Below are 16,301 nucleotides of genomic sequence, written 5' to 3'. Positions count from 1 at the left end.
GAATCTCCTTTTCCTTATCGACTATTCACATTTATTTTTATAATAATTATAAAAATTAGATTTTTATCCCAACCAAGGCATCAAGAGTTTCTTTGAAAAGCTCTTCCAGGCTTCTCATCGTTTCATATTCAAATAAATCTGCGAGATATTCCCATTCGACATCCAAAGACTCGCCTCTATCATAGACTTGCATGTTCAACGCAAACATACCTTCATGCGGAATGAGCGGTTTGATCAAAACAGACTCTCCCAGGAAATTCACCTCAAGAGAATCCTTTTCGTGGTATGCCATCAACGTTTCCTGAAGATAGGTATCACCCATTTGTCGTTTCAACTTGTAAATGGATTCAACAGGCACATTCTGATTTCGTTGAGACTCTCTTAGCTGACTGACAAACTCGTGAATAACACCATCTGTGGCTTCTTCGGATTTGGAAAGGACCCATAATGTATTCGTTAGCATGGACACAGTCGGTATACTTGAGACTTGGGAATACTCCCGACTAGGCGTCGCAAAGCTTACATGCTCACTCCCTGTAATCTGGTGCAAAAATTGTGAATATCCGATAGCAAGCGCTTCAAACATCGTGATTTTGTTGTCTACGCTCCATTGTCTTAATGATTTAGTCCGATGGATGCCCAAAGTAAACTCCATGTGTTCGTTTCGATTGGAGACCCCCTCCACATCCGTAATATCCATAGGCAACTGACCCATGCCTTTATATTCGCGGAAAACGCGTTGCCAAAATAATTCAGACAACTCTTGGTTTTTATGAAATTCACTGCTCGATTCTTCAATAAGTGTAGAATAATTCACCGGTAGTATTTGAAGTTCCTGATCGAGATATAAACGGTTTAAGTCATCTACAATGACGTTCAGGGAGAAACCGTCGACGACAATATGATGGAAGTCCATGAACAGCCAAATCCCATCTTGGTTTCGAATGATCTCAAATTTATAGGGGGAATCATGTTGTAGGTCGAATGGAGTGATGAGCTTAGACAGATCAAGCTCGGTGGAACTTTCTGTCACGTGAACACTGTGGTTTTCCTGAATGATCTGAAAAGCCTTACCATCCCTGAAAACGAATCGTGTCCTTAAACTGTCATGACGATGGATCAGCCTGTCTATGGACTGCTTCAGCTTATCCGTATCAATCATCTCTGGGAGTTTCAGAAGCAGAGGAACATTATACCTTGTCGTATCTGGATTAATGGTGAAATCTATGAAAATGGCTTCTTGCTGATTGAGTAAATTCAAGTTTTTCTCTTCACTTGTCGATGAGAGCATAGCGACAGGTTCACGGGTTTCCTTTGCCAAAACAAGCTCGATTAAGTCATTGATGCTCGGACTCATCAGGAGATCCATTGGTTCAATATCGATCTGGTATTCCTTATTTATGCCATCAGCAATATATATACTGGTTAACGAATCCAATCCGATTTCAAAAAATGAAATTGAAGTATCCTTGATCGTACAATTCATGCTTTTCTCAATAATTTTAATGATTTTGGTGACTTGTTCGTCCGCATCGGAATCATGTTCTTCTGTTACATCCTCCATGATTTTTTCAGCATGAAGTAAACTTTGAATCTTCTTGTAGTCCAGCTTTCCATTCGAATTCATCGGAAAATGATCAACAACACATATCTGAGCCAATACAATATGGGAAGGAGCGACCTTTTTGAATTGAACCCGAATCTCTTCTTCCGATAACGTCAAGGAGTTCTGGAGTACAACGCAGCACCCTAATCCCTTCTCACCGTCCCTATTTTCAATAACCGTTACGGCCGAGGATTGAATACCAGGAATGCCGTTCAACAACTCTTCAACCGCATTCATCTCAATTCGAAAGCCCCGAATTTTAATTTGACGGTCTTTTCGGCCTTTGAAAATGACGTTGCCGGCATCGTCTATCGCTGCCAAGTCCCCCGTTTTGTATAGTTTTCCTTCGTCGAAGGGATTTACAATAAACTTCTCTTCCGTTAAATCTTCGTTACCGAGATAACCAGCAGAGACACCCTTGCCTCCGATCAGAAGCTCACCTACACCGTTAGTCTCTACAATAGAAAGGTTCTCATCTACAACGTATACCATTGCATTTTTGATAGGTTTGCCAATAGGAATAAAAGGTTCTTGAATCATCGCATTCATTTTGTAAATGGTTGAAAACGTGGTACACTCCGTTGGCCCGTAACCGTTGTAAATTGTGATGTGGGGATGACGCGAGAGCACTTTGTTTACATCTCTGGGGTGCACAATATCGCCACCAACAATCAACTCTTTTACATGGGTAAACAAATCCATATTTTTCTCGGTAGCAATGGAAAAAAGCGGAGCTGTTAACCACATCAGATTGACTTGATATGTTTTGATTAATTCAGCCAGGTAGTTGAAATTCGTAACTTTGTTGAAATCGGGAATAACTAACGTCCCCCCGTTCAGGAGAGCTCCCCATATTTCAAAGGTTGATGCATCAAAAGTGGGTGTCCCTGTCTGGAGAATAACATTCTCACTGGAGAGACGGAGACAAGCATCTTCCGTGATCAGATTAATAATGTTACCGTGCGTGACTTTAACCCCTTTAGGAACTCCCGTAGTACCGGACGTGAACATAACATAAGCGATATCACTTTCACTCACATCATACTTCGCTCCATCAACTCTTGAAGTCGAAAGTGTTTGCCTTGTGGTGGTGTTTACGATCGATATGCCCGAAATGTTCAAGTCTGTGTCTGTAAAAACCAATGAGATCGCAGCAGAACGAGTGAGTGTTTCTATATAACCCTCATTTTCTTTGATCGATAAAGGGATATAACTGGCACCTATGGACGTTAACGCGATAATCGAAATGACATAATCAAGACTGTTTTTGAAATGGACTCCAATACGATCGCCAGACCCTACACCGGATTGTACAAAAAACGTAATCCAATCGCTAACCCTTTTATCTAATTGCTGATAAGTCAGTTCTTCGTGCAGATAAACAACAGCTTTATTGTCAGGATACTTCGCTACAATGGCTTGAAAATGCGTACCCAAGCTTGCTTTCCCATTATTGTTCTCCATTTATTGCAACACTTCTTTCTGTTGAGTTGCGATTACCGGTTTGACTTGATTACGAATTAGATGAACGGTTGAACCAAATGAATTAAAATCATCAGATTCTCCAAATACGATACCAATATTATTCTCAGTACCTAGGCGTGAATCGATGATATCGTCTTCTTTTTTAGTCATTTGAATATGGGTAACATCCTGGCAATCACGGATGATATCGAGTCCGTTTATGCCTTGATAAATTCCATTTTCGAACACAGGTGAGGTCAGGAATACTTGAAAGTATACCTTTTGGATAGAGGCAGGCTGAATCACCACTTCTTGATTTAGAGAGATTTGCAACGTACTTTTGATTAAGTCTGTTCCGGTTGCTCTCTTCAGTATTTCAGAAACATATCCACCCATTCTCCCGTTAACTTCTATGATTTTGGGTCCTTCATCCGTAATTTTGATTTCCGTGTGGGTTGTACCACTTGTAATGTTGAGCGCTTTGATAGCTTCCGCCTCAACCGATCTAATCTGATCCTCTATTTGTGGGGAGAAAGGATGAGGTAAAAACATCCCGCTCTCTGAAAAGTTCTGCGTTAAGGGTAGTTTTCCGGTAATGGAAACTTGGGTTGAGACCCCTTCTTGATGAATCGATTCTACTGAAACATAATCTCCATAGAACGAATGTTGAATATCCTCTGTACCAGCTAAAAATTCTTCCAGCACATATTCGTGATCTACAGGAAATTCATGAATTACATTCTGTAATTCTTCATAGGAATTCACCTTTTGGGTCCATTTACTTCCCGCTCCTATAACAGGTTTAATGATTGCTGGAACGCCTACCTCCAATAAACTCTGTCTCATGTTTTGTTTATCCAGTCGGGTAAACTTGACAGCAGTGCCTTTACCTTTTGAGAGAATTTCCCTCTGCCTGAATTTGTTCACTAACACCTTAGTGGTTTCCACAGAGTTACCAAATAAACCGAGTTTCTCTACGAAAATAGCAGTCTCTACCAACTTATATTCACTAAAGGTAGTAATCCCTGCGACTTGTTCATCACGAAGAATCTTTTCTATATCATGATCTGAACAATTTTCGATGTTATACGAATTTGCGTATTTCTGTATCATTTTAATCTGCAATAAGTCATTTTCGGGACAGTCCTCTTTATATAGAAAAACCAGTTTACATATTCCAACGGAAGCGGCTTGAATGGATAGCGGCGTGGCAGAACCCGTGCCATAAAAAATAGCTACTTTCGAAAGCATATTGCCCGTCATACTCTCACATCACCCCATTCTTTTTGTTCTAAGAAGGTTCGCATACGATTCGGCGATGAATGCAAATATAACTCTTTTAGCGTGAGATCTGGACTTACCTTTTGTTTTAACTCCGATAACAAGGACACCGCCAGCAAAGAATTCCCTCCGCAATCAAAGAAACTATCTTCATCCGTAATCGGTTTGCCCAAAATCTTGCACCAGATATCCAGAAGCACATTCTCACCCGATGTGGAGACCTTCTCTGACTGATACGGTTCATCTTGTTCATGAATCAGCTTTTTAAAGTCCACTTTTCCATTGATGGTTAGTGGTATTTCATTGACCTGCACTGAATTTGAAGGAATCATATAAGAAGGCATCACCTGTAATAATATTTCCTTCATATCATTAGAGCTGTACGCCTTGTTACTTTCAAAAAAGGCCAGAATTTGCTTATGTTCATCAGCATGCTTATCCGTGTTATGGACCGTTACAACCACATCTTTGACACCTGGAACACGACTGATTTGTTTTTTAATCTCATCAAGTTCAATCCGATAACCCCGAATTTTGACTTGATTGTCTATTCGACCTAAATAATCGATACTTCCATCCGATTTCATTCTTCCAAGATCTCCGCTTTTGTACCAGCGTTCCCCTGAAGTTTCATCGATGATGAACTTCTCTCTATTCAATTGGGCTCTATTCAAATAACCTCGGGAAAGGCCCGCACCACCAACCCAAATCTCACCCTCAACACCCAGCAGACAAGATGCTCCATCTGCATCGCGAATAGATATCTTCCAACCTTTGATAGGCTCACCAATACTCTGACTACTGATATCCAGATTCTTTTTGAGTATATTCTGATGAGTCACGTGTACTGTCGTTTCAGTAATACCATACATATTTACCAGTCTGCATTTGCTTGAAGAGTACCTTTGGTACCATTTTTTAAGCTTGGTGTTATCTAAGGCTTCCCCTCCAAAAATGATCAACCGTATTGAATTTAAACGAGGGATTCGTTGTTCGGATTCAATATTTTGCAAGGCATAAAAAGAAGATGGTGTCTGATTTAATACGGTCACCTTGTGTTCAATCAGCAATTCATAGTAATCATACAGAGATGTAGCTGTTTCTCTTGGAACAACAACCAACTTGGCGCCGGTTAATAAACTTCCCCACATCTCCCAGACCGAAAAATCAAATGAAGATGAATGGAACATCGTCCACACATCATTCGCTGAAAGCTCATATTCTTTTTGAGTAGCTTCGATCAACGATATGATATTTTCGCAAGGGACTTGTACCCCTTTCGGTACCCCCGATGTTCCAGATGTGTAGATGACATATCCCGATTGAGGAGTATATGCGGGAAGTGGAATGTCATGAATTTGTTCCAGTTTGGTTTGTTGCAATAATTCCGCAGGATGTAGCTTGATGTAATTCGTATCTTCGAAGTAGTGACTTAGATTAGAGATAAAGAACTGGGCTGCAGAGTCTTTTAGAATAAAGGATATCCTCTCGGCAGGATAGTTAGGATCGACAGGAATGTACACACCACCAGCCTTGATTACGCCGATCATTAATAAAATAAGCTCATGATTCTGATTTACAGAGATAACTGCCTTGTCTTCCGCTTTAAACCCTTCTTTAATCAGGCGTTTGGCGATAATATCACTTCTCTGTTCCAATTCTTCAAAAGTCATATTTCCTTGTTGGTCAGAGAGAGCTATATTATGAGGGTACAACTGTACAATCTTGTTTAATCGTTCCAATATATTTTCTTGTGATGATTTATTCGTCTCTCTAATGTAAGGGGCCATTAACTCTTCTATATATGAATCTATACTCGAATTTGAAACAGGGTCCGAAGTCGTTAGAACGTATTCAAGCATCGTACCAAACTGTTTGAGTACTTCGGCATCCATCATGTCGGCATTAGCCTGCAACGATAGCGACTGCACGATCCCTTCATTTTCTTGCACGACCACAGAAATCGGATACTTAGGGCTTAAATAAGGCGTATACTCATATTTCTCATAATCAATATCAATGCAGATTATTCCAATGGAGTATGCAATATGTTCATCTTTTTGTTCGGCATGCTGCTCGGTGTTAATCGTTCCGTCTGTGTGCAGTTTTCCTTTAATGACGGTTTGCCCAGCAAGAGTTAACTTCTTAAAATAAACATCAAGGTCGTCAGAATTGTACATGTTCAACGTTGTAGCCAACGCTGCACAGATACTCTGATGTTGAAGATTAGACTTGTAGACCGCTTCACCCTTCAATTGAAAAATACTATACTTGTGAAACTGTTTAACGGGTCGTTCAATAGGTAGAGGAACTCCCCACTTAACTGAAGCGCTTGTACGAATCGTCTCGTCGCTTATTTCCATATCATTTAGTTCAAACTCTCGCCCAATTACATCATGATATAGCTTCAACAACCCGAATAGGTTGGCTTTCGAGATATCCGATGTTAATACCAGATCTGCTTTGTTTTCATACTGAATGAGAGTACCTCTTATGTTGTTTACAAACCCTATTGGACGTACTTGCTCTCTTTGCAAATACTTCTCGAACATATCGGCATTCGCAACTTGTTCTACTGTAAAATACAGATCATGCTGATTCTTATTTGCTGCATAATCATATAAAGATTTCAGCTCGTCTTGCACTAGATCTTTAATAACGAGTACGTTTGTTTGAGTGGAGGTCTGCACTTCATCTTTTGTTTCCAATACATTGATCCCATTGACCATATCGTTCTCCCCTTTATTTGGCTGAATACCCTGCATCGACCGTAATGTTTGTACCCGTCACTCTCTTCGACTCGTCGCTAGCCAACCAAACAGCAGCTTCCGCAACATCCGTAGGGGATACAACCGTATTCATAGCGACAGATTGCAGATCGATCTCTTCCTGTTCACCTAATTGAATGCCTAAAGAGTCGGCTACAACCTTGGTCATACTGCCATCTACGAATTCATCATCATATACAGGGCCAGGACAGATCGCATTAACTCTAACGTTATCCATCGCATAATCCAATGCAGCAGACTTGGTTAAACCAACGAGTCCATGCTTGGAAGCCACGTATCCGGCAAAATGTTTATAACCTAGCAGTCCGGCTGTCGAGGCAATATTGATGATACTTCCTTTTTTCTGCCTGATCATCATAGGGGCTACCGCTTGAATTAGTCTCCACGGCCCTGATAAATTAACATTGAGTAAAATATCCCACTCGTCACTTGAATATTCATGTGCTGGCTTACCTGCCGGTGCTCCAATCCCTGCATTATTAATTAGAACATCGATTCTTCCAAAACGCTGAACAGCTTCCTGCACCAAAGCAGAAATCTCATCTGCTTTAGTCACATCGGCATGCTTTTTGAATACATTCACACCAAGTTTTCTGCACATTTCCTCCGTATCATCCAATTGACTTGTTCGAGCAAGATCATATGGCACAGAACCCATATTTCTTCCTATATCTGAGATGATGATATCTGCGCCCTCTTTGGCAGCTTCAATCGCGCAAGCCTTCCCTATACCTCTGCCAGCACCAGTAATTAGAACTACCTTATTTTTCAATCTATCCAAGTCTACTCACGACCTTCTACGTAATTTAACAAACTTTTTTCGACGACATGAAGTACAGATTCCGGTCTGTCCAGTAGATACATATGCTCCCCCTCAACTTCGTAGAGGTTGTAATCTTTAGACGTATGCTGCTTCCATTGTTCAACCTCATCCTTACTTACGAAAGAATCACTCTTCGCATAAATCCCCGTAATCGGGATGTTGATCATCTCATGACTTCTCGGATACTCCATATCCATTTGAAAATCTGCTTTGAACGTTGGCATCAAAAGCTCCTTCAATTCAGGAATATTGAATGCCTCATTTCTCAGTCCCGTCATCTCTTCAACTTTGATGATAAACTCTTCATCTTTATCGAGATCAATACCATATTCGCGGATACTGCTTGGAGAATAAGCCGCTGAAGCAAACAGATGTTCAATTTTTAGCTGAGGGTCATTCTCAAGTCGTTTAATTACCTCGAATGCTAAAGTAGACCCCAGGAAACAGTGCCCCAAAAATGCGAGCCTTTTGTTTGCGTACTTCTCTCCGATCACCCGCGCATAGTGGTCTGCTGCTTTATGCAAATTGGTGAATGGATCTTCACCGATCTCACGTTCTCTTCCAGCCAGTTGAATAGGCACCACTTCAATTTCAGAGGGCATTTTTTCATTCCATTCGCTGTATACACTGGCTCCGCCACCGCCAAACGGGAAACACATAAGGTAAATCATATTTTCATTATTCATTTGTAGTCTCCTATACTAATTTTTTGTTGATCTCCTCGATCTGAATTCCTTTAGATAAATAGTCTTGTCCAAATGCAAAATTCCGGCCTACCAAAAAAGAAACAAGAGAATAAGTGAAAAGAACAATGCCCGATGCCATAAGGCCATACTCTATGGAGATATCGAACATATGTGAAAGTACTGGAATTAAAGTAATGGTCAGCAGAGATACAATAAAGTTTTTCACCGAATTGATCCGTCCCATAAATTCAGCTGTACTTCTTTTCTGCAGATTCGTATTAAAAATGGTAATGGAAAATGAATTGGCTGAGCCATACACAACCATTAGCAAGAAAGCAAAAATGACATGAACGTTAATGGAAAGAATGATAAGAATGGCCGATTGTAAAAGTAGACCTACTACAGCTGAATTGTTCGTACCCAACTTTTTAGAGAAACTGGCAATATAGGCAACGATAATCATTGAACCTATCGCAAATCCACTATCAAACAGAGAAATATAAAAGCTGTTGTCATTATAGTGAACCGCAACTACCGGAATGAGCATAAGGTTGAAAATATTAACGGCCATATAGTCACCAGAACTGATTAGCAAATGCGCTAACACGCTCTTTTCTTTGCCAATCTCTTTAAACAAAACCTTCCAGTCTCCAAAAAAATGGGCGCCTATACTTTTATGTTCTCCCTTTTGTTCCTTCACCTTTTTATTGAATTCGATCAATTTAAAATTCAAGGCAGAGAGGAAAAACAGACTTCCAGCAATAATTAGTGCTGCAGCTGGGCTCATGAAAAAAATAATAGAGGCGACAATAGCACTACCGATGAGTTGTCCTGCTTGAAAAAGAGTGGTAAGAATGCTGTTAGCTTGTAACAGCTCATCCTTGTCTTTGACGAGTTCCGGGGTTAATGTGAACTGTGCATTAGAAAAGAATGGCACAACAATATTCACAATAACGAGAATAACAAATAAGTATCCAAGACTTGTATCTGGACTGAAAAAGAAAAGTGCGCCTGCTCCTACGATAAGTAAACCTTTAGTAAAATCACTAATGACCAGAATACTTTTCTGATTACTGCGGTCCACCACTGTCCCCGAAATAAATTGCACTATAAACATCACCACGTATTGAAGAATAATGACAATACCTATCGAGGTTGCACTATTCGTTCTGTCGTATAATAACTTGCTAACAGCAATAAGCTGCATGCCGCTTCCTATGTTGGAGATGAAAATAGCCAAGGCTAGTAATCGTATATTTCTTGCGTTTTTCAAAAAGCTTAAAAGCATCTTTCCGTTTTTCATCATCTTCTCCTACTTTTCTTATTTAATTTTCAGCCCAGCTTCTACCTCGAACTGGATGGAATTCAAAAGGTGATTGGAAATTCGATTTACTTCATCATGAGAATCACCTACTACGACAAAATGGCCTACTCGATCCCATGAAGATTTGACAACTGGAATGATGTCCCCTACATTCTTGTCAATGGACCAATCCACCACCTCAGGAATCATCAAATTTTCAATCCCTTTGATTTCTTTTAGTTCACCTGCTGGACAGGTAAAATATCTTACTGAACTTACCTTTGCAGCTTTTTGTGAAATATGGGTATCTTGTTGCAACAATATCATTGAGTATTCCTTTAAAAAATCAAATTCGTAAGCGTTACTAATCAAATCGTAGATATAATCTCCCGGCATCCTCCCTGCACACTCTACCAAAACCGGACCACTGGCCTGCATTTTCCATTCTGAATGTAACAATCCGGATCCGATTTCGAGTTTTTCAACTAAGTTATGCTTCTCTTTCAACAATGCCTCCCGGTCTGTCTCAGATATATTTGCTGGAACAATATGCCCCTCTTCAACAAAATTATCTTCAAACGTTATTTTCTCGGTCACATTCGAAAAGATAATTTCATTATCCCGCACCAGCGTCTCTACACTAAATTCGGGTCCATCCAGATATTCCTCCACAATGTTCTCCCGATTGATTGTTCTGGAAACTGTAATCTTCGGGTTATCAAGAGCAGACGTTGTATTCTGCCATGCTTTCTCAATATCACTCGGGGATACAATCTTGCTGATTCCTATACTGGCCTGCAATGTGGCTGGTTTTAAAATCAATGGCTTGTCTTCAAAAAAATCAAAAAGTTCATCTACTCGATCTACTTTTCTGAATCTTGGATGGGGAATACCATAACGTTCACATGCTTCTCTCAACAAAATTTTATTGGTTAAAATTCTGGCATTTTTTTCTTTTAATCCCGGTAAACCTAACGCATCGGCAATTTTCCCTGTTGCTCTGACTGCATAATCTTTTGATGGGAAAACAGCATTAAATTGTAATTCTTCATGAAGTTCTTTGGCAATGGGTACACAATCTTCAGAATCAATGTAGTTTCCAAATACAACTCTTTTGATTAATTTACTTTCAAATTCGCTAAAGTTATTCTTTTCGAACAACTCTTGCTCTTCGATGATGTAAACCTCGATATCTTCACGATCTTTGTAATGTTTCAGAGCAACCATTGAAAAACCGATCATTAGAATTCTTTGCTTCATTTTTTTACTCTCCTTCTATAAGCACGTTTTATTTGCACTCAAAAAATACGTAGCACCCTACTAGCTGCACGAAGAGAAAAGCACGTTTTGTCGTTGTTTAAAGCAGATATAACAAAATATCGTAGCAAAATCTAGCAAAATCATTTAAAGCCATTGGACTTTCGTGAGACTTGAATATCGTCCTGTCATTGAATTCATGCTTTCCTTTCAAACGTTAACAAGTCAAAGTCTGTATATACAATGAATCACCCAGACAAAACATTGTCCTAGTCATCGACCACTCCACTTGACACTAACCTTTAAAATGTGCACAATTCAATGGGTCCCTGGTCTGTGTGCTTGATGACTTACAACAAGGTTTGTATGGATATCCGACTGACAGAATTTCCTGCAAAACCACCAAAAAGCATGCCCCATACAACAAATACGTCGTAACGAAGCACAATTTAGGTATAGTGGGACAAACACTCTTCACTTTCAAGCCCAATTATTACAATAGTGTATCGACTAGTTAACACTTACAGTATCCCTATGTAAATTCTATGCTGCGCTCCGATCAGGGCTAACGTATACGGTATCTGTGCCCACAAATTATTTCATTTGGCATTTGTGCAATGGCAGCATGTGACATCTGTTCTAAACCATTGTTACTATAAGCTATCCTGTTCTAACAATGCTTCCTGTTCTTTCAAGGTGGGGAAAACGGATTAAAACAAATGAAGTAGTATACAAGTGGGGTAAAGTGTTTTCACCTCCTAAAGCGTCAAAGATCAACTTCCATAATTTCCTCAAAATACATAATTCGCTAAAAAAACTACAATACCTTCAAAACATGTACTCTAATTAAGTATTTTAAGTATCTTTGTATAAAATTTCAAGTTTTTTCTTTTCATTTTCTCACCGATAATAGCGGGTCTCTGGTTTACGTAGCTATATCAAGAGTTTATTGGGAGATTTGAACTGCCGAATACAAAAAAACACAATAGGGAGTATAGCTATCCCTGTTGTGTTGTCTTTTGAGAAAGTTTCACAATTCAACGATTACATTGACTGATCACCATGTATTATGCCCAGACTGATTCAACTGCAGGAGTTCCCAGCAATCTCTCCAGAAAAGAAATGCATGTTGCTGTAGTCTGACTAGCTCGAACGAAACACCTGCGGGCCACGCGGAATAAGTCCTGTTGAATCAGGCTCCAACGTAATCGCAATGGAATCATAGCTCCATGCATGGTTACCCATAGGAATTGCGAGCACAGCAAGTCCCATTTGATTTTCCACTTTCAGCTTGCCTGCATTCTGGGACGCCTGATTCTTGTTTAACCATACTTGATAAACCTCACCCTTCTCCGTCTGTGGAGGATTGAATAGATAAACTACAAACTGTTGATTCTTTCCGGTGCCTACAATACAAGCTACTCCATAACTGCTCCCAGAGGTCAGTGATTCAAGCTTTACAACCTTTTGTATCTCTGAAGTAGGCAATTCAATCGAGTTCATCAACGTTACGGGCTGTTCGGTACGTTCTCGAACCATAACTACATTTACTACCAAACTAGCACCAAAAAGAATAAGTAAAGAAGCTGTTGCTAGATTTCTTTTTTGATCGTGGAACCGCTTGGTAAAACGTTCTATTCTACTTCTTTTAATTTCTACAACATCGGGCACAGCGGTTTCGTTGCTTTTTTCCCATGCTGCTTCCATCACCTGTTGTTTTAAATCAGATGGCAACTCCGCTTGTTCCAGATACGTTGGAATCGCCTCCCAGCCTGGCCGTAGTTGTTCTAAATCAAGCTTGCATGACTCACAGGTAGCAAGATGCATTTCAAAAGCTTTGCCTTCTTCTGAGCAAGGATCAGATAGATAATCCAGCATGTATGAGCAGATGGCTGTTGACGACATTACCATTCTTCCCCTCTCGCAAGCAGATGCTTACGCAGTATTTTCAGTGTCTGGTGAAGTCGGCTTTTAACTGTGCCCAAAGGCTCCTGATAGTGCGCTGCTAACTCACTCAAGCTGTATCCTTGCCAATAAAAATGCTCCAACAATTGAAGTTGTTGTTGAGAAAGAAAGGCACGCATTCCTCTGATCTGCTCCTTCAACAATTGTTTTTCAACTTGGCTTTCGACCGATAGTTCAGCAAGCGCTGCAACTTTCTCCAACTTCTCGGCTGTATAATAGGACACTAGCTGGCTCGACAGACTGCGTTGTTTCCGCAGCCAATCGATCGCCAAATTACGTGTAATCGTGAGAATCCAATTTCTAAATTGGCCCTTATCCGGGTCAAACTCAGCCTCTGTCGTCCATATTCTTACAAACACAGACTGTACGACTTCCCGGGTGCCCTCCTCTTGTTGAAGTGACTTCCAGGCAAATGAGTATATGAGAGAAGCATAACGATCATATAATTCTGATAACGCTTCTTGCTTTTTTTGTCTAATCATTAAAGATAGCTGGTAATCGGAATACTCCTTCATATTGAAAAGTCTTCCCCTCTCCTGTCAGGTCGTTCAATTTCGAACACAGGATTACTTGGAGAGGACTTTAATTACCCCTTTCATACTCGGGTGAGGTCCACAGTGATAATTGATCTCGCCCGCCTTTTTAAACGTAATCACAGATTTCTCACCTTCCGCCAGCAGTCCTGTACTGAACGAATCATCCTCTGCAACAACAGAATGTTCCACTTGATCCTTATTTACAAACTCAACACGATCACCAACCTTGATCTTCAGCTCTGCGGTTTGAAATGTAAAATCAGAGATTTCAATCACATAAGTCTTGCTTTTCTCGGTTTTGGTATCTGTGGCTTTTTTAGTGTCTTTAGCAGATTTGGAAGCATCACTTTTCTTCTTAGTCGGCTTCTTCTTACCTGGAGTTGCAGGGATCGATTTCTTCGGTTGGGTTGGTTTGGTTGTTTTATTGGCTGTTGAACCCGTCGCTTGTTTCGAAGATGGCTTCACATCCTTCTTGTCCGTACTTCCCGCCATGTGATTGTGAGCCGATGTTTCTGCAGCCGCCAACTGAGGCAATGTTAGACATAGTCCCAATACCAAAATTAAAGATAAGTATTTTGTCGATTTCTTCATTATTTCTTTCCTCCCTATTAGAGTATCGCGTAACATTGTATACAAACCTAAGAAACGAATCAAACCTATAATCGTTTTGATATCTCTCAACTTATTTGAAAAGACTCATTTGCAAAACAAAAACAAAAAAAGTTTCTCAGATTATATCTGAGAAACTTTCTAATAATACCGGCGAGAGGACTCGAACCTCCACGGTTTCCCACTCGATTTTGAGTCGAGCGCGTCTGCCATTCCGCCACGCCGGCATATTTAGTTATAGCATATCGTTTCAATAAAAATATGCTGGAGGCGCCACCCAGATTCGAACTGGGGATAAAGCTTTTGCAGAGCTGTGCCTTACCACTTGGCTATGGCGCCTTATTATGGAGCGGAAGACGGGAATCGAACCCGCGACCCTCGCCTTGGCAAGGCGATGCTCTACCGCTGAGCCACTTCCGCTTAATGGCTGGGGATATAGGATTTGAACCTATGCATGACGGAGTCAAAGTCCGTTGCCTTACCGCTTGGCTAATCCCCATTACAAAACAAAGGGGCGATCGAGGGGAATTGAACCCCCGAATGCCGGATCCACAAACCGGTGCGTTAACCACTTCGCCACGATCGCCATATAAAGTACATTCACTAGAAAATAAATTGGCAGGGGCAGCAGGAATTGAACCCACACCAACGGTTTTGGAGACCGTTGTTCTACCTTTAAACTATGCCCCTAAAAACTGGTGGAGGATGATGGATTCGAACCACCGAACCCGTACGGGAGCAGATTTACAGTCTGATGCGTTTGGCCACTTCGCTAATCCTCCAGGATTACATGGTGCCGGCGAGAGGACTTGAACCCCCAACCTACTGATTACAAGTCAGTTGCTCTACCAGTTGAGCTACACCGGCTTATTAAGTTTTTCTGTAAAGGTGGCTCGGGACGGAATCGAACCGCCGACACGAGGATTTTCAGTCCTCTGCTCTACCGACTGAGCTACCGAGCCATAATAAAGTTTAAGCTTGTGTCGCTACACTTTATCCAGGGCATCAGTGCCATACAGCAGATGTAGTGAACAACTTCCCTCATGTTAAAACTTAAATGGCGGAACCGACGGGATTCGAACCCGCGATCTCCTGCGTGACAGGCAGGCATGTTAGGCCAACTACACCACGGTTCCAGATCACTTTCGCTTAGGAAAGTTTAATTGCGGGGGCAGGATTTGAACCTGCGGCCTTCGGGTTATGAGCCCGACGAGCTACCGGGCTGCTCCACCCCGCGTCGTTAAAATATATATGGTGGAGGCTGAGGGGATCGAACCCCCGACCCTCTGCTTGTAAGGCAGATGCTCTCCCAGCTGAGCTAAGCCTCCGAATAACACATTTATGATCTTACCATAAATCTGATGTTAAAATCAACTCTTTTTTTGAAGTGAGGATTTCATCATCCCTTGTTGAAGCATTAGATATTGCTATGACCCGTAGGGGATTCGAACCCCTGTTACCTCCGTGAAAGGGAGGTGTCTTAACCCCTTGACCAACGGGCCTTGCTAAAAAAATATTATGGCGGAGAGAGAGGGATTCGAACCCTCGAGACGCTTGTGACGCCTACACGATTTCCAATCGTGCTCCTTCGGCCAGCTCGGACACCTCTCCATGGCTCCCCGAACAGGACTCGAACCTGTGACAACTCGATTAACAGTCGAGTGCTCTACCAACTGAGCTATCAGGGAATGGTGGAGCCAAGCGGGATCGAACCGCTGACCTCCTGCTTGCAAGGCAGGCGCTCTCCCAGCTGAGCTATGGCCCCATTCATGTATTTCTTATTTAATTACTATGGGCCTTGGTGGACTCGAACCACCGGCCTCACCCTTATCAGAGGTGCGCTCTAACCAACTGAGCTAAAGGCCCGTATGTTCATCCTATTTCCCTAACAATGGGGGCAAAAAAAATACCCCAAAGGGAATCGCTTGGCGGCGTCCTACTCTCCCAGGACCCTGCGGTCCAAGTACCATCGGCGCTAGAGG

At 41.4% G+C, this 16,301-nt stretch carries 10 protein-coding genes and 17 tRNA genes; all 27 read right to left on the bottom strand.

Going from position 1 to position 16,301, the window contains the following annotated elements:
• Nucleotides 1-55: 55 nt before the first annotated feature.
• Complete coding sequence (locus ACUTVW_RS18295; RefSeq protein WP_445647101.1) at nt 56-3,070, bottom strand: amino acid adenylation domain-containing protein; 3,015 nt, start codon at nt 3,068-3,070, stop codon at nt 56-58.
• Nucleotides 3,071-4,333 (bottom strand): ATP-grasp domain-containing protein, encoded by a 1,263-nt coding sequence (locus ACUTVW_RS18290; protein ID WP_445647100.1) that lies wholly within the window; start codon nt 4,331-4,333, stop codon nt 3,071-3,073.
• Nucleotides 4,330-7,080: a non-ribosomal peptide synthetase gene (locus ACUTVW_RS18285; protein ID WP_445647099.1), complete on the bottom strand. Its 2,751-nt coding sequence runs from the start codon at nt 7,078-7,080 to the stop codon at nt 4,330-4,332. Before ACUTVW_RS18285 ends, ACUTVW_RS18290 begins: the two co-directional genes overlap by 4 nt.
• 13 nt (nt 7,081-7,093) lie before the next feature.
• A complete protein-coding gene (locus ACUTVW_RS18280) occupies nt 7,094-7,921 on the bottom strand; it encodes an SDR family oxidoreductase (RefSeq protein ID WP_445647098.1) in 828 nt (275 codons plus the stop codon).
• 2 nt (nt 7,922-7,923) lie between these two features.
• Nucleotides 7,924-8,649, bottom strand: a complete 726-nt coding sequence (locus tag ACUTVW_RS18275) for a thioesterase II family protein (RefSeq protein ID WP_445647097.1) — start codon at nt 8,647-8,649, stop codon at nt 7,924-7,926.
• A gap of 10 nt (nt 8,650-8,659) precedes the next feature.
• A complete protein-coding gene (locus ACUTVW_RS18270; RefSeq protein WP_445647096.1) occupies nt 8,660-9,955 on the bottom strand; it encodes an MFS transporter in 1,296 nt (431 codons plus the stop codon).
• Between the two features lie 15 nt (nt 9,956-9,970).
• Nucleotides 9,971-11,212 (bottom strand): ATP-grasp domain-containing protein, encoded by a 1,242-nt coding sequence (locus ACUTVW_RS18265; RefSeq protein WP_445647095.1) that lies wholly within the window; start codon nt 11,210-11,212, stop codon nt 9,971-9,973.
• Between the two features lie 1,140 nt (nt 11,213-12,352).
• The gene (locus ACUTVW_RS18260) at nt 12,353-13,114 is read right to left on the bottom strand and encodes an anti-sigma factor domain-containing protein (RefSeq protein WP_445647094.1); all 762 of its coding nucleotides are present in this window, start codon (nt 13,112-13,114) and stop codon (nt 12,353-12,355) included.
• On the bottom strand, nt 13,114-13,689 hold the full coding sequence (locus ACUTVW_RS18255; protein ID WP_445647093.1) for an RNA polymerase sigma factor: 576 nt from the start codon (nt 13,687-13,689) through the stop codon (nt 13,114-13,116). Before ACUTVW_RS18255 ends, ACUTVW_RS18260 begins: the two co-directional genes overlap by 1 nt.
• A 51-nt stretch (nt 13,690-13,740) precedes the next feature.
• On the bottom strand, nt 13,741-14,301 hold the full coding sequence (locus ACUTVW_RS18250; RefSeq protein WP_445647092.1) for a plastocyanin/azurin family copper-binding protein: 561 nt from the start codon (nt 14,299-14,301) through the stop codon (nt 13,741-13,743).
• Nucleotides 14,302-14,467: 166 nt separating this feature from the next.
• Nucleotides 14,468-14,546, bottom strand: a tRNA-Leu gene (locus ACUTVW_RS18245).
• A 38-nt stretch (nt 14,547-14,584) separates the two neighbouring features.
• Nucleotides 14,585-14,658: transfer RNA gene (locus ACUTVW_RS18240), tRNA-Cys, on the bottom strand.
• Nucleotides 14,659-14,664: 6 nt separating this feature from the next.
• Nucleotides 14,665-14,739, bottom strand: a tRNA-Gly gene (locus tag ACUTVW_RS18235).
• Nucleotides 14,740-14,743: 4 nt separating this feature from the next.
• Nucleotides 14,744-14,818: transfer RNA gene (locus ACUTVW_RS18230), tRNA-Gln, on the bottom strand.
• Nucleotides 14,819-14,832: 14 nt separating this feature from the next.
• Nucleotides 14,833-14,905, bottom strand: a tRNA-His gene (locus tag ACUTVW_RS18225).
• Nucleotides 14,906-14,935: 30 nt separating this feature from the next.
• Nucleotides 14,936-15,009, bottom strand: a tRNA-Trp gene (locus ACUTVW_RS18220).
• 6 nt (nt 15,010-15,015) lie between these two features.
• Nucleotides 15,016-15,101, bottom strand: a tRNA-Tyr gene (locus tag ACUTVW_RS18215).
• A gap of 9 nt (nt 15,102-15,110) precedes the next feature.
• Nucleotides 15,111-15,186 (bottom strand) — tRNA-Thr (locus tag ACUTVW_RS18210).
• A 22-nt stretch (nt 15,187-15,208) separates the two neighbouring features.
• A tRNA-Phe gene (locus ACUTVW_RS18205) sits at nt 15,209-15,281 on the bottom strand.
• A gap of 96 nt (nt 15,282-15,377) precedes the next feature.
• A tRNA-Asp gene (locus tag ACUTVW_RS18200) sits at nt 15,378-15,455 on the bottom strand.
• A gap of 27 nt (nt 15,456-15,482) precedes the next feature.
• A tRNA-Met gene (locus ACUTVW_RS18195) sits at nt 15,483-15,556 on the bottom strand.
• 15 nt (nt 15,557-15,571) lie between these two features.
• Nucleotides 15,572-15,647 (bottom strand) — tRNA-Val (locus ACUTVW_RS18190).
• A gap of 102 nt (nt 15,648-15,749) precedes the next feature.
• Nucleotides 15,750-15,821: transfer RNA gene (locus ACUTVW_RS18185), tRNA-Glu, on the bottom strand.
• Between the two features lie 17 nt (nt 15,822-15,838).
• Nucleotides 15,839-15,930, bottom strand: a tRNA-Ser gene (locus tag ACUTVW_RS18180).
• A 1-nt stretch (nt 15,931) separates the two neighbouring features.
• Nucleotides 15,932-16,007, bottom strand: a tRNA-Asn gene (locus ACUTVW_RS18175).
• 1 nt (nt 16,008) lies between these two features.
• Nucleotides 16,009-16,084: transfer RNA gene (locus tag ACUTVW_RS18170), tRNA-Ala, on the bottom strand.
• Nucleotides 16,085-16,111: 27 nt separating this feature from the next.
• A tRNA-Ile gene (locus tag ACUTVW_RS18165) sits at nt 16,112-16,185 on the bottom strand.
• Between the last annotated feature and the right edge of the window lie 116 nt (nt 16,186-16,301).

The sequence above is a fragment of the Paenibacillus sp. TSA_86.1 genome, assembly GCF_052691815.1.
This window is presented reverse-complemented; position numbering and strand designations above follow the sequence as displayed.